The 13485-nt window shown below is 67.3% G+C and carries 11 protein-coding genes; 6 read left to right on the top strand and 5 right to left on the bottom strand.

Annotated elements, in window-relative coordinates:
- Positions 1-54 precede the first annotated feature (54 nt).
- The 4 genes from ABRP17_RS03395 to ABRP17_RS03380 form a co-directional block, all read right to left on the bottom strand.
- Positions 55-915 (bottom strand): pirin family protein, encoded by an 861-nt coding sequence (locus ABRP17_RS03395; protein WP_349986416.1) that lies wholly within the window; start codon positions 913-915, stop codon positions 55-57.
- Between the two features lie 711 nt (positions 916-1626).
- Positions 1627-2880 carry an ectonucleotide pyrophosphatase/phosphodiesterase gene (locus ABRP17_RS03390; protein WP_349986688.1) on the bottom strand — a complete coding sequence of 418 codons (1254 nt, stop codon included), beginning with the start codon at positions 2878-2880 and terminating at the stop codon, positions 1627-1629.
- A gap of 46 nt (positions 2881-2926) precedes the next feature.
- Positions 2927-3424 (bottom strand): methylated-DNA--[protein]-cysteine S-methyltransferase, encoded by a 498-nt coding sequence (locus ABRP17_RS03385; protein WP_349986690.1) that lies wholly within the window; start codon positions 3422-3424, stop codon positions 2927-2929.
- On the bottom strand, positions 3421-4896 hold the full coding sequence (locus ABRP17_RS03380; RefSeq protein WP_349986692.1) for an AlkA N-terminal domain-containing protein: 1476 nt from the start codon (positions 4894-4896) through the stop codon (positions 3421-3423). Before ABRP17_RS03380 ends, ABRP17_RS03385 begins: the two co-directional genes overlap by 4 nt.
- A 156-nt stretch (positions 4897-5052) precedes the next feature.
- On the opposite strand from ABRP17_RS03380, the gene ABRP17_RS03375 reads away from it, so the two are divergent.
- The 4 genes from ABRP17_RS03375 to ubiM all read left to right on the top strand — a co-directional run bounded on the left by ABRP17_RS03375 (position 5053) and on the right by ubiM (position 8510).
- Positions 5053-6213, top strand: coding sequence for a hypothetical protein (locus tag ABRP17_RS03375; RefSeq protein WP_349986694.1), 1161 nt, complete (start codon positions 5053-5055; stop codon positions 6211-6213).
- Between the two features lie 57 nt (positions 6214-6270).
- Positions 6271-6831 carry a DUF4019 domain-containing protein gene (locus tag ABRP17_RS03370; protein WP_349986696.1) on the top strand — a complete coding sequence of 187 codons (561 nt, stop codon included), beginning with the start codon at positions 6271-6273 and terminating at the stop codon, positions 6829-6831.
- 9 nt (positions 6832-6840) lie between these two features.
- Positions 6841-7230, top strand: a complete 390-nt coding sequence (locus tag ABRP17_RS03365) for an MAPEG family protein (RefSeq protein WP_188327328.1) — start codon at positions 6841-6843, stop codon at positions 7228-7230.
- Between the two features lie 89 nt (positions 7231-7319).
- Complete coding sequence (gene ubiM, locus ABRP17_RS03360) at positions 7320-8510, top strand: 5-demethoxyubiquinol-8 5-hydroxylase UbiM (RefSeq protein ID WP_349986698.1); 1191 nt, start codon at positions 7320-7322, stop codon at positions 8508-8510.
- Between the two features lie 7 nt (positions 8511-8517).
- Here ubiM and ABRP17_RS03355 read toward each other — a convergent pair whose 3' ends face one another.
- The gene (locus ABRP17_RS03355) at positions 8518-8748 is read right to left on the bottom strand and encodes an RNA-binding S4 domain-containing protein (protein WP_188324602.1); all 231 of its coding nucleotides are present in this window, start codon (positions 8746-8748) and stop codon (positions 8518-8520) included.
- 234 nt (positions 8749-8982) lie between these two features.
- Here ABRP17_RS03355 and ABRP17_RS03350 point away from each other — a divergent pair, with 234 nt between their 5' ends.
- Positions 8983-10878, top strand: coding sequence for a DEAD/DEAH box helicase (locus ABRP17_RS03350; protein ID WP_349986700.1), 1896 nt, complete (start codon positions 8983-8985; stop codon positions 10876-10878).
- 163 nt (positions 10879-11041) lie between these two features.
- Positions 11042-13459, top strand: coding sequence for an EAL domain-containing protein (locus ABRP17_RS03345; protein ID WP_349986706.1), 2418 nt, complete (start codon positions 11042-11044; stop codon positions 13457-13459).
- The last annotated feature ends 26 nt before the right edge of the window (positions 13460-13485 follow it).

The following is a 13485-nucleotide window of genomic DNA, read 5'->3' as shown; positions in this document are numbered from 1 at the left end:
GATGACCTTAACGGAACGTGAGCGAGCGCACAAACCCTGTTACATCGGTAACCATCAGGCGGGCAGGGGAATGAACTCCTGATCGTCGCCCGGAATGGTGCCGAAGCGCCCGTTTTCCCAATCGAGCTTGGCCTGCTCGATGCGCTCCTTCGAACTGGAGACAAAGTTCCACCACAGATGGCGGTGGCCATCCAGCGGCTCGCCGCCCATCAGCATGGCCTTGACCGGCGTTTTCGCGCGCAGCCGTCCGCGCGCCCCGTCAGCTGGCAGGATCAGGTGCTGCGCAGGCACGTCCACGCCATCCAACTGCGCCTGGCCGTCAAGGATGTAGAGCGATCGCTCGCGGTGACCGGTGTCCAGATCGATCTCCGCATCCGGCTGCAGATCGATGGCGACGTTGAGGGTATCGGCGAATACCTTCACCGGCGATTCCTCACCGTAGGCTCGGCCTGCGATCACCCGAAGCCACGCGCCATTGCGGTGTTGCTGGGGCAGCGTCGCGGCGGCGTGGTGGTGGAACGCCGGCTCCACTTCCTCGAAACCCTTCGGCAGCGCGATCCAGGTCTGCATGCCATGCAGCGGATGGCCGTGTTCGCGCTCCGGCGGCGGCGTGCGTTCGGAATGGGAAATGCCGCGGCCGGCGGTCATCCAGTTCACATCGCCAGGACGGATCACCTGGTCCGAGCCCAGGCTGTCCCGGTGGCCGATCGCACCGGACCAGAGGAAGGTCACGGTGGCCAGACCGATGTGGGGATGCGGGCGCACGTCGATGCCGGTGCCGGGATCAAGCACGGCCGGGCCCATCTGATCGATGAACACGAAGGGTCCGACACTGCGCGCCTGCAGGGTGGGTACGGCGCGGCGGACTTCCAGCCCGCCGATGTCGTGCACGCGCGGGGCGATGATGGTGGTCATGACGGGCGTTCTCGCTGGCAGGGGCAGGGGCGCAGGATCGCATGCGATGTGGGGCGGGGGATCCCCCGAATGGGCAACAGGCTGTTGCGCGGTGCGAACGGGCGGGACCCCCTCGCGGGTGGCTCGACAGCCGCAGCAGGAGAATGGGCCGGGCGGTGGGGCTGTGCGGGGGACGGCAAAAACCGCATCCATGCGGGCCTCGTTTCGCGCCATCCATGGCGGGGTCCACGTCATCGCATTCGCGCTGCCGCTCCCACGCTTTGCTTCGCAAACCGTGGGCCCCGTCTCACCAGCACCCATACCCCGCCGCTTCGCGGCCGCCCCTGACTCAGGGGCTCCCTCCACCAGACGTTTCAACGAGATCTGCGGTAGCGCCGACCCATGGTCGGCGGAATGTTCCCGCCAACAGCCCGCTGCGCTCGCCGACCATGGGTCGGCGCTACCGATGCCCGCAGGTCCCATGGCCACCATGGACCTGTCGAAGGTGGGGCGGGGTGGGTTGGCGGGGGCGTTGAGCGCCATGGATGGCGCGAAACGAGGCCCGCAGGGATGCGGCTCTTGCCGTCCCCCGCCAACTCACCCCGCTCCACCCACCCACGGCCCTGCAGCCGGTGCCGTTGCTGTTGCTGTTGCCATTGCCGTTGCTGTTGCTGTTGCTGTTGCTGCTCGCTTCTGCGGGCGCCGGGCGCAGCCCGGCCGGCACCCCACCCGCTAGCGCAAGGTCTTCAGCAACGTCTGCGGATCACCGTCGTTCGGCGCGGCCGGCACCTGCAGCAGGCGCGCCAGCAGGGGGTACAGGTCGACATTGTCGAAGTCATCGATCACCACGCCCCGCTTGAACGACGGCCCACGCGCAATGAACACCGCGCGCATCGACGGCAACGCGTTGTCATAGCCATGCGATCCACGGTCCTGCTGGGGACGCTTGGCGATCGTCGCACGGGCCAGCGCATCCCAGCCCTCATCCATCTGGCACACGATGGCAGGGATGCGTGGGTTGCTGCCGTAGTGCCATCGGGCAGGCAGGTCGCCCTTCTTCCAGCACGTGTACTGCGTGTGGCGCCCCAGCAGCACGCGTTCGGCCGCGGCGCGCTGGCCCGGCATGGGCTCGAAGCCGACCGACTGGCCCACGCTGATGTTGCGCGCGATTACCGGATCCGCCATGTCTTCGGTAGCGATGACGTGACCCTCCGGCACCGACGCCATACCGTGGTCGGACACCAGCACCACGTTGGTGGTGGCGTCGAGACCGCCCCGCTGCAGTCCATCCAGTACCTGGCCGATCACCGCATCCGCGCGCTGGATGGCCGCGGTGTACTCGTCCGACTGTGGACCATCGTGGTGCCCGGCCTTGTCCACGCCTTCCAGATACAGCGTGACCAGTCGTGGCGCATCGGAACCGGCCTGCTGCAGCCACGCCAGCACATCGGAAGCGCGGCGTTCAAACGGGACACGCTCGTCATACTGGCGCCACTGGCTGGGACGCACGCCCTTTACCTCGGCTTCGCTGCCCGGCCACGACCACGTTGCGGTGCGCACGCCGGCCTGTTCGGCACTGACCCAGATCGGCTCGCCACCCCACCATGCCGGCTTGATGACCGTGTCGCGGTCGCTCAGTTTGAAAGGGCCCAGTTGCCCATCGTCCATGCTGTTGTGGATGATGCCGTGCTTGTCCGGGCGCAGGCCGGTGACCAGTGTGTAATGGTTGGGAAAGGTCAGCGACGGATACGATGGATTCATCCATTTCGCGCGCACGCCGTTGTCGATGATGCGCTGCAGGTTCGGCGTGATGCCACGGTCCAGCGCATCGGCGCGCAGACCGTCGATGGAGATCAGCAGCAGCTTGGGTGCAGGCGCGGCGACAGGCGCGGCGGCGACGCCGGAACCGGGGCGGGCAACTGGGGTGGTGCAGGCAGCCAGCGGCAGGATCGCGGCCAGCGCCCAGGCAAGGCGTCGATAGGTCATCGCGCCATTGTAGGCAGCCGCAATGACGTACCCAAGACACCAAAGGTCATGGGGGGTCGAACAACGCGCCTGCCCCTTGTTCCAGCCGCAGCAGCGCGGCCTTGGTCTGCAGTCCACCGGCGAACCCGGTCAATGAGCCGTCGCGGCCGATCACCCGATGGCAGGGCAGCACGATCGGCAGCGGATTGCGGCCGTTCGCCGCGCCCACGGCGCGCGTTGCAGTGGGCTGGCCCAGCGCGGTCGCCAGTTGCAGGTAGCTCCAGGTCTGCCCGAACGGAATCGTCGCCAATGCGTGCCACACGCGCAGTTGGAACGGCGTGCCGCGGGGGGCCAGTGGCAAGGTAAAGGCCGAGCGCTCGCCCTGCAGGTACTGGAGCAGCTGCATGCGCGCCTCGCGCACCGTCGCTGGCTGGTACTGCCAGTGCTCGCGGCCCTTCGGCGGATGGCGGTTCTCAGGGAAAAGAACATGGGCGATGCCGTGCGCGTCGCCGGCCACGGTGAGCTCACCGATCGGCGAATCGAAGCGATCGTAATGAAGGGTCATGACGGAGCTCCACGGAAAGGAGGAGAGAGGTGCCAGAGGTGCAGCACGGCATAGGCGCGCCAGGGCCGCCACGGCTGCGACCGTTGCTCGGTCTGGTGTTCGGTCAGGCGCTTTTCGGGCGTGCCCAGCATCTGCTGCAGCACCAGGTCACCGGCGGGAAACGCATCAGGCTGGCCCAGCGCGCGCAGCGCAATGTACTGCGCCGTCCACGGACCGATGCCGGGCAGGGCGATGCAACGCTGGACGAAATCCTCAAGCCGTTGCCCTGCACCGAAGTCGAGCCGACCCTCGGCGCAGGCACGGGCCAGCGAACGCAGTGTCGATGCACGGGTACGTGGCAGGCCGATGGCCTCCAGCGGCGCATCGGCCAGTCGTGCGGGTTCTGGAAACAAGCGATCCAATCCGTCGGGCATGCCGTCCAGCGGGTGCCCATGGGCGTGCACCAGCCGACGCGCCAGCGTGGTTGCCGCGGCGACGCTGACCTGCTGGCCGAGCACCGCGCGCACCGCCACTTCAAACCCTTCCCAGCCGCCGGGAACGCGCAACCCCGGGCGCTGTGCGATGCCCCGTGCAAGCAGGGGCTCTGCCTGCAGCGCCGCGTGGACCTGATGCAGGTCGGCATCCAGGTCGAACATATGGCGTACGCGGCGGACCACGGCCGGAATCTGTCGCGGATCGATGCGCTCAAGCCGCAGCACGAGTTCGTTGCGCCCGGGCGACGCGCTGACCTGCAGCAGGGCAGGGCGCTGCGCAGGGCCGATCACCCGCTGGTAGCCGTCGTCGTCGATGCGTTCAATCCCGGGAATCATCCGGCGCTGCAGGAACTGCAGCATCAGGCCGAAATCCAATGGAGGCCGGTATCCCAGGCGCAGTTGCACGGCGTCGCCCGCACTGGAAGCCCGGGAAGGCAGGCGGCGGATGGCGGTGGGCGGCATGCCACAGCCGCCTAGAAACGCATCATTGAACCGCCGCAGGCTGTTGAACCCGGCGGCCAACGCCACATCGGTTACCGGCAGGCGCGTCTCGGTCAGCAGCTGCTTGGCCTGCAGCAGGCGCTGGTTGGCATGCAGTTGCTGCGGCGTCACGCCCAACGCAGCGACGAACAGCCGCTGCAACTGCCGCGCGCTGACACCCACCCGCGCGGACAGCGCGGCCACCGTCGCGCCCTGCAGGAAGCCGTCATGGATCAGATCGAGCGCCCGCCGCACGGCGTCCTCGTCGATCCGCTGCTGCGCCGCGGGTGACAGCTCCGGCCGGCAGCGCAGGCAGGGCCGATAGCCGGCCGCAGCGGCAGCGGCCGCGTTGGCGTAGTAGGTCACGTTGGACGGCTTCGGCGCCGGCGCCGGGCACACCGGGCGGCAATAGATGCCGGTGCTGCGGACGGCCGTGAAAAACAGCCCGTCGAAACGCGCATCGCGGGCCAGTCGCGCACGTTCGCAGCTTGCAGTGTCCAGGGCGGCAGAGGATGTCATGCGATCAGTCTAGGCCGGCCGGCGTGTCCGGGCTCGCCATTTTCGGACACCAATGCATCGGCCCCCTGACGCAGCCGGTCAGGTTCAGCGGCGGTTGCAGCCATCTGCTGTGCAGGCCCTAGACTGGGCGTGTGTTTCCGACCGGTTCGATGGTACATGTTGCTCAAATGGTGGTCGCCCCTGCTGTGCCTGGCCTTGGCCTCGTGCAGCCAGCTTGAGAATCCCGGCAACGTGACGGCCAACGAGGCCGCCACGCGTGCTCCCAGCGCCGACGGCGACCACATGGTGTCCATCAACGTGGCCGATGCGCCGCCACCCGCGTCGCCGCCTGTTGGCCGCGCCGATCGCCCGTGGCCGGCGGCAGCGCTGGAAAACGGCAGGGCATGGATCAGCTGCACGACCGACTACGCGGCCGAGCCCGGGGATGGCGAGGAGCTGGCGGGCCTGGAGCGTGTGCAGATCGAGCAGGCACTGCAGCCGTGCGCCGAGCGCGGCCTGGCGCGTGTGCGATACAGCGGCAAGATCAATCCGGGCTTTGCAGAGCTGGTCTGGCGGCTGGCCGTGGTGGCCGACGGGCTGGGCATCCACAAGCGCATCCTCGACCTGGACTCCAGTGGTGGACAGGTTGAATCGGCCATCGTCGCCGGTGACAGCATCGGCGAGTCGAACTGGACCATCTGGGTGCGTGAGGCCTCCATCTGCCACAGCGCCTGCGTGTTCGTCCTGGCGGCGGGCGACAATCGTTTGGTGCTGGGCAAGGTGGGCATCCATCGCATGATGCGGATCAGCTCGAAGGCCACGTCGCGTGCGGAACTCAACCGCGAGCTGCATGAGGTCTATGACAACGTCAAGGATTACCTGCAGCGCAACGGCGTTGCGGTGGGCGTGGCCGACCTGATGATGACGGTGCCCAACCGCAGCCTGCGGGTGCTGACGTCGGACGAGCTGCGGCAATATGGCCTGGACGGCACCAACGCGGTGCAGGACGATCTGGAGCGCATCAAGCAGATGCGCGCCTGCGGCGATGATTTCGTGCGCCGCAAGGATGCGTTCCTGGTGGCCTTCGACCAGCAGTGCAAACGCGAAGGCGCCGAGTTGGAAGCCGTCAATGCCTGCGGGCAGTCGCTGAAGAAAGACTACGGATTCCCCGATGAGGTATGCCCCTCGGACAGCCCGCTGTCGGAAATAGACGTGGCCACCCTGCCGCCCGCACCGGGTGTCTCGCCGTCGCAGCAGGGAGCTGCGGATGATGGACGAGACGAGGCGGCGCCGACCGCCGAGCAGATGCCGGCCGAACCGGCCGAACCGTCGGCTTGAAGCGCGGGGCGGTGGGTGGCGTAGACTGCGGGCATCTACCCTGAACCGGCGGTTCCGATGAAGCGATCGTTGATTTTTCTGTCCTTGCTGCTGCCCGTCGCGGCGGTCGCTCAGCAGCCCCAGGCTGCCCAGCCGTCCACCGCACGGCCTGCCGCAGCCCCGGCTGCAACGGGCGCGCGCCCGGCCGCCGTCCCGGCGCCGGCTGCACCGGCCCAGCAGCTCACGCCGGCCCAGCAGGCGCAGCTTGAAAAGCAGAATGCCGAGATGAGTGCGGCGGCGCTGCAGGCGGCCCGGCTTGTGGACGGCGGCCAGACGGCGCAGCTGTGGGACGGCGCATCGGCCGTAGCACGCAAGGCGGTTACGCGTGATGCGTTCACCAAACAGGTCAGCGCGGATCGCGCTCGACTGGGCGCCCTGGTGGGTCGTGGCCAGCCGAGCATCAGCCGGGTGCGGTTCAACGCAGGGGCGGCCGTTCCCGAAGGCCTGTACCTCAACGTGACCTACCCGACGCGCTTCGCCAACAGTCCGCAGCCGGTGCGTGAGCTGGTCAGCTTCCGCCTTGATGAAGACAAGGTCTGGCGCCTGGCCGGTTACAGCGTCCGTTCGCCGGGAACCTGAGCCATGCCCCTGTCCATTGAGCTGCAGATGCTGGCCTGGTCCGGCCTGCTGGGTATCGGTTACGTGCTGCTCGCCGTCGCAGCGGTCACGCGGGAACGGGGGCAGAAGTGGAACGCCTCCGCGCGCGATGGTGCGCCACCACCGCCGGGTCTCGTGGCGGGTCGCCTGCAACGCGCGCAGGCCAACTTCTTCGAGACCTTCCCGATCTTCGCTGCCGCTGCGTTGGCGGTCGTAGTGGCCGGCCGGCAGGACGGCAGCACGGCGCTCGCGGTGCAGCTGTATTTCTGGGCGCGATTGGTCTACCTGCCGCTGTATGCAGCAGGCGTGCCCTATGTGCGCAGTCTGGCGTGGGTGGTCTCCATGGCCGGCGTGTTCATGCTGCTCAAGGCGTTGCTGTGAATCCGCGCTGCCCGGCCTGATCCAGATCAAGGGCCGCGCCGGGCAGTCGCCGCTATGCTGGGGCCGACAAACAGCCGGGAAGCACAGCGATGCAGGTGACCGATGTGGTGGTGGTGGGGGCGGGCCCTGCCGGATTGTGTTTCGCACGGTCTCTGGCTGGCAGCGGCCTGCGGGTCGCATTGGTGGAGCCGCAATCCCGGCAGCAGTTGGCCGATGCGCCGTTCGACGGGCGCGAAATCGCGCTTACCCACGCATCCCGGCAGATCCTGCAACGCCTGCAGGTGTGGGAGCGGCTGCCTCCCGCCGAAATTTCCGAGCTGCACGATGCCCGCGTCATGGACGGGGTGTCCCCTTTTGCGCTCACGTTCGCGCGTGACCGGCCGGCCGATGGCCCGCTGGGCTGGCTGGTGCCCAATCATCTGATCCGCCGTGCCGCCTGGAATGCCGTGCAAGGGCAGCCCGGCCTGCAGCTGCTGGACGGCCGCCGGGTCCAGGGCGTGCAGAATGACGACGCAGGCCATGTGGTGCAGCTTGACGATGGCAGCTGCCTGCACGCGCGACTGCTGGTTGCCGCCGACAGCCGCTTTTCCTCTACCCGCCGACTGCTCGGCATCGGTGCCCGCGTGCGCGACTTCGGCAAATCGATGCTGGTGTGCCGGGTGCAGCTCGAGCGCGATCACCGGCAGACGGCGTGGGAATGGTTCGGTTATGGGCGCACCCTGGCCTTGTTGCCGCTCAACGACGGACTGGCCTCGGCGGTGATCACGCTGCCGCCCCAGCAGGTAGAAGGGCTGCTCGCATTGCACGAGGATGCACTGGGCGATGCGATCAGCCGTTTCTTCGCGCATCGCCTGGGCCGCATGCAGCCCGTGGCGACGCCGCAGGCATACCCTTTGGTGGGCGTCTACGCCGAGCGGTTCGTCGCTCCAGGCGCGGCGTTGATCGGCGATGCGGCGGTGGGCATGCACCCGGTCACCGCGCACGGATTCAACCTGGGGCTGGCCAGCCAACAGCGGTTGGCCGACCTGATCTCGCATCAGCATGCGCGCGGTGCCGACATTGCCGATGCGGGGAGCCTGGCCCGCTACCAGCGCGGACACCGACGCGCCTCGCGGCCGCTGTACGAAGCCACCAATGCGATTGCCAGCGTGTACACCGATGATCGCGCGCCGGCGCGTCTGCTGCGGGCGGCCGGTCTGCGGCTTGCGCAGGGTGTACGCCCCTTCCGCCAGCTCATCGCCAGCCACCTCACCCAGCCAGTGGCCGGGCAGGGGGCCTAGCGCGGTCTCAGTCTTCTTCCGGCAGGGCCAGCACCCGGATCACGGTGTCATCGAAATCGACCTGCTGGCCCGCGCGGATCTTGCAGGCCTTGCGCAGCTCGACTTCGCCGTCTACCAGTACGCGGCCCTCGCTGATGGCCATCTTGGCTTCGCCGCCGCTGCTGACCAGGTCGGTCAGCTTGAGCAGCTGTTTCAGCTCGACGTACTCACCGTCAAGGTCGAACTCTAGGGTCTGCATGGGGGGCTTCCGTGTAAGATGATGCGCATTGTGCGGTGATCAGCAGGGACGGTCCATGACCCCTTGCGGTTGCGCCAGCCTCGGATGAATGGCGGCAATCCCCCGGTTCATCCAGCGTGCTGTATCCTATGCACTCGAAAAAGCGCCGGGGCACGCGTCAGAAGGGCGCCCTAAGCGCACAATACCCCCCTTTTTTCGCCTGCCACGTTCGTGGCAGTGCCTTCGGAGTTCCCCATGTCCCAAGATACCCAAGCGCCGATGCAGTTCGCGCAGCTCGGCCTTTCCGAGCCCGTGATGCAGGCGGTTGCCGCCGTCGGTTACGAAACTCCCTCGCCGATCCAGGCTGCCACCATTCCGGCCATGCTGGAAGGCCGCGATGTGCTCGGCCAGGCCCAGACCGGTACCGGTAAGACCGCAGCGTTCGCGCTGCCGGTGCTGTCCAACATCGACCTGCAGCAGACCAAGCCGCAGGCACTGGTGCTGGCGCCGACCCGCGAGCTGGCCATCCAGGTCGCCGAGGCGTTCCAGACCTATTCCTCGAAGATCCCCGGTTTCCGCGTGCTGCCGGTCTACGGCGGCCAGCCGTATGCCACCCAGCTGTCGGCGCTGCGCCGTGGCGTACATATCGTGGTGGGTACCCCCGGCCGCGTCATCGACCATCTGAACCGCGGCACGCTGGACCTGTCCGAGCTGAAGACGCTGGTACTGGACGAAGCCGATGAGATGCTGCGCATGGGCTTCATCGACGATGTCGAAGCCGTGCTCAAGAAGCTGCCGGAAAAGCGCCAGGTCGCGCTGTTCTCGGCCACCATGCCGCCGGCCATCCGTCGCATCGCCCAGACCTACCTGAAAGACCCGGCCGAAGTCACCATCGTCAACAAGACGACCACGTCGGCGAACATCCGCCAGCGTTACTGGTGGGTGAGTGGCATGCACAAGCTGGATGCACTGACCCGCATCCTGGAAGTCGAGCCGTTCGACGCGATGATCGTCTTCGCCCGTACCAAGGCCGGCACCGAAGAACTGGCCACCAAGCTGCAGGCCCGTGGCCTGGCCGCTGCCGCCATCAACGGCGACATGCAGCAGGCCCAGCGTGAGCGCACCATCGCCATGCTGAAAGAAGGCAAGCTGGACATCCTGGTCGCTACCGACGTTGCCGCGCGCGGCCTGGACGTCGAGCGCATCAGCCACGTGCTGAACTACGACATTCCGTACGACACCGAAAGCTACGTGCACCGCATCGGCCGTACCGGCCGTGCCGGTCGCAGCGGTGAGGCGATCCTGTTCGCCACCCCGCGCGAGAAGGGCATGCTGCGCCAGATCGAGCGCGCAACGCGCCAGCCGATCGAAGAAATGCAGCTGCCGAGCGTGGAAGCCGTCAACGACAACCGCGTCAGCAAGTTCACCGCGCGCATCAGCGAAACGCTGGCCCAGGGCGGTCTGGACTTCTATCGCCAGCTGCTGGAGCGCTTCCAGGGCGAGAACGAAGTGCCGGCGATCGACGTCGCCGCCGCGCTGGCCAAGATGATGCAGGGCGATACGCCGTTCCTGCTGCAGCCGCCGGTGCGTGCGCCCCGCGAAGAGCGTGCCCCGCGTGAACGCACGGACCGTCCGGAGCGGAACGAACGCTTCGACCGCGGTGACCGTCCCAAGTTCGACCGCGCGCCGCGCGCCGAAGGCGAAGGGTTCCCGGATCGTCCGCGCCGTGAAATGCCGCCGCGTGGCGCGCCGGAGCAGGGTATGGAAACCTTCCGCATCGAGGTGGGTCACCAGCATGGCGTCAAGCCGGCCAACATCGTCGGCGCCATCGCCAACGAGGCGGGTCTGGAAAGCCGCTTCATCGGCCGCATCGACATCCATGACGGCTTCTCCGTACTGGACCTGCCGACCGACATGCCGCAGGACGTGCTCACCCATCTGAAGAAAGTGTGGGTATCGGGCCAGCAGCTCAACATGCGTCGCGTTGAGCCGGGCGAGGACATCAGCCAGGCACCGCGGGCTGCGGCCAAGCCGCGCTTCGACAAGGGCGGTCCGCGCCGTAGTGGTCCGGGTGGTCCCGGTGGTCCGGGTGGCAATGATCGCCCGCCACGCCGCGAGGGATTCAAGCCGCGCGGTCCGCGCAGCGTCTGATCCCACGCCTGCCATGACATCGAAACGCCAGCCCTCGGGTTGGCGTTTTTTTTTGTCCCGGGACAGCGCGCGGAGGCTTCGCGCCGTGCAGACAGGGCCGCCGCTAGCGTGCATGATGCGCTGAATGCAGTCAGGATCAACCACGGATTGGGGGGCTCCACGAATGGGCGAGGCCGGTGCGAGGATGCGGCAGCTTGCGAGGACGCGCGGCTTGACCCTGCGCTTTGCCTTGCTGACCGGTATGGCCGTGGGCCTGGTAGGCATCTCCGCGCTGATCCAGGAACTGCAGGCTGCATCCACGGCCTGGATCGTAGGCCAGAGCCACTGGTCGCGCAGCCAGCAGCAGACCGTTGCCGCGCTGGATAATTATCTCGACAGCGGCGTGGACACCGACCTGCACGAGGCGCGCACCGCGCTGGCGGTGCCGCTGGCGGACCTGGAGGCGCGCCTGGCGTTGGAGCAGGATGTGCCGGACGTCGATACCGCGCGCGCTGCCTTCCTGCGCGGCGGGAACGCCCTTGGCGATGTCAATCGGTTGATCCTGTCGTACCGCTATGGCCGTGACTTTGCTTATTTCCGCGAAGCGTCCCAGTTGTGGCGGCAGACCGATGCGCCGTTGCAGGAGCTTGCGCGCATCGGCGACCAGTTGGAACAGCGTTTCCAGTCCGGCACGGTCAGTGAGCAGGATGCGGTGCACTATCACCGTCGCCTGAGCGAACTCGATGCGGGGCTGCAGGAGACCGCACGCCATTTCTCTCTCGCGCTGGTGAACATGTCCGCCCTGGTGCGGATGATCACCCTCGCCGTGGGTGCGCTGTCGGTGGTGGCCATCGCCGTGGTCGCGCTGCTGTTGGCCCGTCGCGTGCGCACCGATCTGATGGAGCAGGAAAGCCGCTTCCGTGCGGCTTTCTACCAGGCCAGCGTGGGCATGCTGAAGATCGACGGGGAAGGGGGCATCATGGAGGTCAACCAGGCGCTGGCCGACCTGCTTGGCCGCCATCCCGAGCAGCTGCAGCACATGCACCTGCGTGAGCTGCTGGCAGAGGGCGAGCTGGTGCTCGATGGCGGGGGGCGCATTGACTGGCCCCGCCAGCTGCGTGCCGGTGAACTGCGCTTCCTGCGGGCCGACGGCAGCCTGATGTGGGGGCGCTGGAGCGGCACCGCTGTGTCACGCGGCAAGCAGGGCATTTCGATTTTCGCGATCGTCGAAGATGTCACCCAGAACCATGTGCTGGCGCGCGAGGTGCAGCACCACGCCAGCCATGATGTGTTGACGGGCCTGATCAACCGGCGCGAGATCGAGCGGCTGCTGGACCAGGCCGTGCAGCAGGTGCGCAACGATGGCGGTGTCCACGCGCTGTGCTATCTGAACCTCGACCATTTCAAGCTGGTCAACGATACGGTGGGCCACGCGGCAGGAGACCAGATGCTGCGCACCTTCGCGGAGCACCTGGAGGACGCCGTGCGTGACGGCGACTGGGTAGGGCGGCTGGGCGCGGACGAGTTCGCACTGTTCCTGCAGGGGGCTACGCAGGATGCAGCCAAGCAGATTCTGCACCGGTTGATCCGCACGCTGGGACAAGCGAGCGTGCAGTTCGGCGAGGACACACTGAAGATCAGCTGCAGCGTGGGCGTGGTGGAAATGGGCGCCGATACACCGGATGTGAACTGGCTGATGGGAGCTGCCGACAGCGCCTGCTACGCAGCCAAGCAGGCAGGACGCAACCGCATCCACTGCTTCAACGAAGACCGCATGGCGCTTGAGGAACGGCGCGGTGAAGCGGATCGGCTGCGGCGCGTCAGCCGCGCCATCGCCGAAAACCGCATGGTGCTGTACGCGCAGCGCATCGCCAATGTCGAAGACCCCGGTCACCTGCATTACGAGGTGCTGGTGCGGATGCGCGATGAGCAGGGCGTGCTGCACGGGCCGGGTGAGTTCATTGCCGCGGTCGAGCGCTATGGCATGGGCATGTCGCTGGACCGGTGCGTGCTGTCGATGCTGTTCCGCCACCTGCAGGTATGCCCCGCGCACGTGGCGCGGCTGGGCATGTGCAATGTGAATGTGTCGGCGCAGTCGATCACCGAGCCCAGCTTCCTGGCCTTCGTCACCGATCTGCTCGAGCGTAACCGCTCGCTTGCGCCGCGGTTGTGCTTCGAAATCACGGAAACGGCGGTCATCAGCAACCTCGGTCAGGCGCGCGAGTTCATCGATGCGGTCAAGGCGCGTGGATGCCGTATCGCACTGGATGATTTCGGATCGGGGTCGTCCTCGTTCGGCTACCTTCGCCATCTGCCCGCCGATCAACTGAAGATCGATGGCACGTTCGTGCGTGACATGCAGACCGATCCGATCAGTCGCGCGACGGTGCGCGCGATCGCCGCGCTGGGCCGCGAACTGCAGCTGGACGTGGTGGCCGAATGGGTGGAGACCGACGAGCAGGCAATGCAGCTGGTGGAGATGGGCGTGCACAGCCTGCAGGGCTATGCCATCGAGCGCCCACAGCCGTTGGAGCGCATCACGCAGACCGCGCTGCACCCGCACCGCCAGCAACAGACGCCGACGTGGATGGCGCAGCGCTAGGCAATTGGTCGCAGTCTGCGTGAAAA

Origin of the sequence: Stenotrophomonas sp. WHRI 8082, assembly GCF_040223995.2 — a bacterium.
GTDB lineage: Bacteria > Pseudomonadota > Gammaproteobacteria > Xanthomonadales > Xanthomonadaceae > Stenotrophomonas.
Note: the sequence above shows the minus strand (reverse complement) of the source record. Positions and strands in the feature narration are given on the sequence as shown.

Bases quoted from the DNA above. Each gene is read 5' to 3' on its own strand.
- ABRP17_RS03395 (WP_349986416.1), bottom strand. From the start codon at position 915: ATGACCACCATCATCGCCCCGCGCGTGCACGACATCGGCGGGCTGGAA.
- ABRP17_RS03390 (WP_349986688.1), bottom strand. From the start codon at position 2,880: ATGACCTATCGACGCCTTGCCTGGGCGCTGGCCGCGATCCTGCCGCTG.
- ABRP17_RS03385 (WP_349986690.1), bottom strand. From the start codon at position 3,424: ATGACCCTTCATTACGATCGCTTCGATTCGCCGATCGGTGAGCTCACC.
- ABRP17_RS03380 (WP_349986692.1), bottom strand. From the start codon at position 4,896: ATGACATCCTCTGCCGCCCTGGACACTGCAAGCTGCGAACGTGCGCGA.
- ABRP17_RS03375 (WP_349986694.1), top strand. From the start codon at position 5,053: ATGTTGCTCAAATGGTGGTCGCCCCTGCTGTGCCTGGCCTTGGCCTCG.
- ABRP17_RS03370 (WP_349986696.1), top strand. From the start codon at position 6,271: ATGAAGCGATCGTTGATTTTTCTGTCCTTGCTGCTGCCCGTCGCGGCG.
- ubiM (WP_349986698.1), top strand. From the start codon at position 7,320: ATGCAGGTGACCGATGTGGTGGTGGTGGGGGCGGGCCCTGCCGGATTG.
- ABRP17_RS03355 (WP_188324602.1), bottom strand. From the start codon at position 8,748: ATGCAGACCCTAGAGTTCGACCTTGACGGTGAGTACGTCGAGCTGAAA.
- ABRP17_RS03350 (WP_349986700.1), top strand. From the start codon at position 8,983: ATGTCCCAAGATACCCAAGCGCCGATGCAGTTCGCGCAGCTCGGCCTT.
- ABRP17_RS03345 (WP_349986706.1), top strand. From the start codon at position 11,042: ATGGGCGAGGCCGGTGCGAGGATGCGGCAGCTTGCGAGGACGCGCGGC.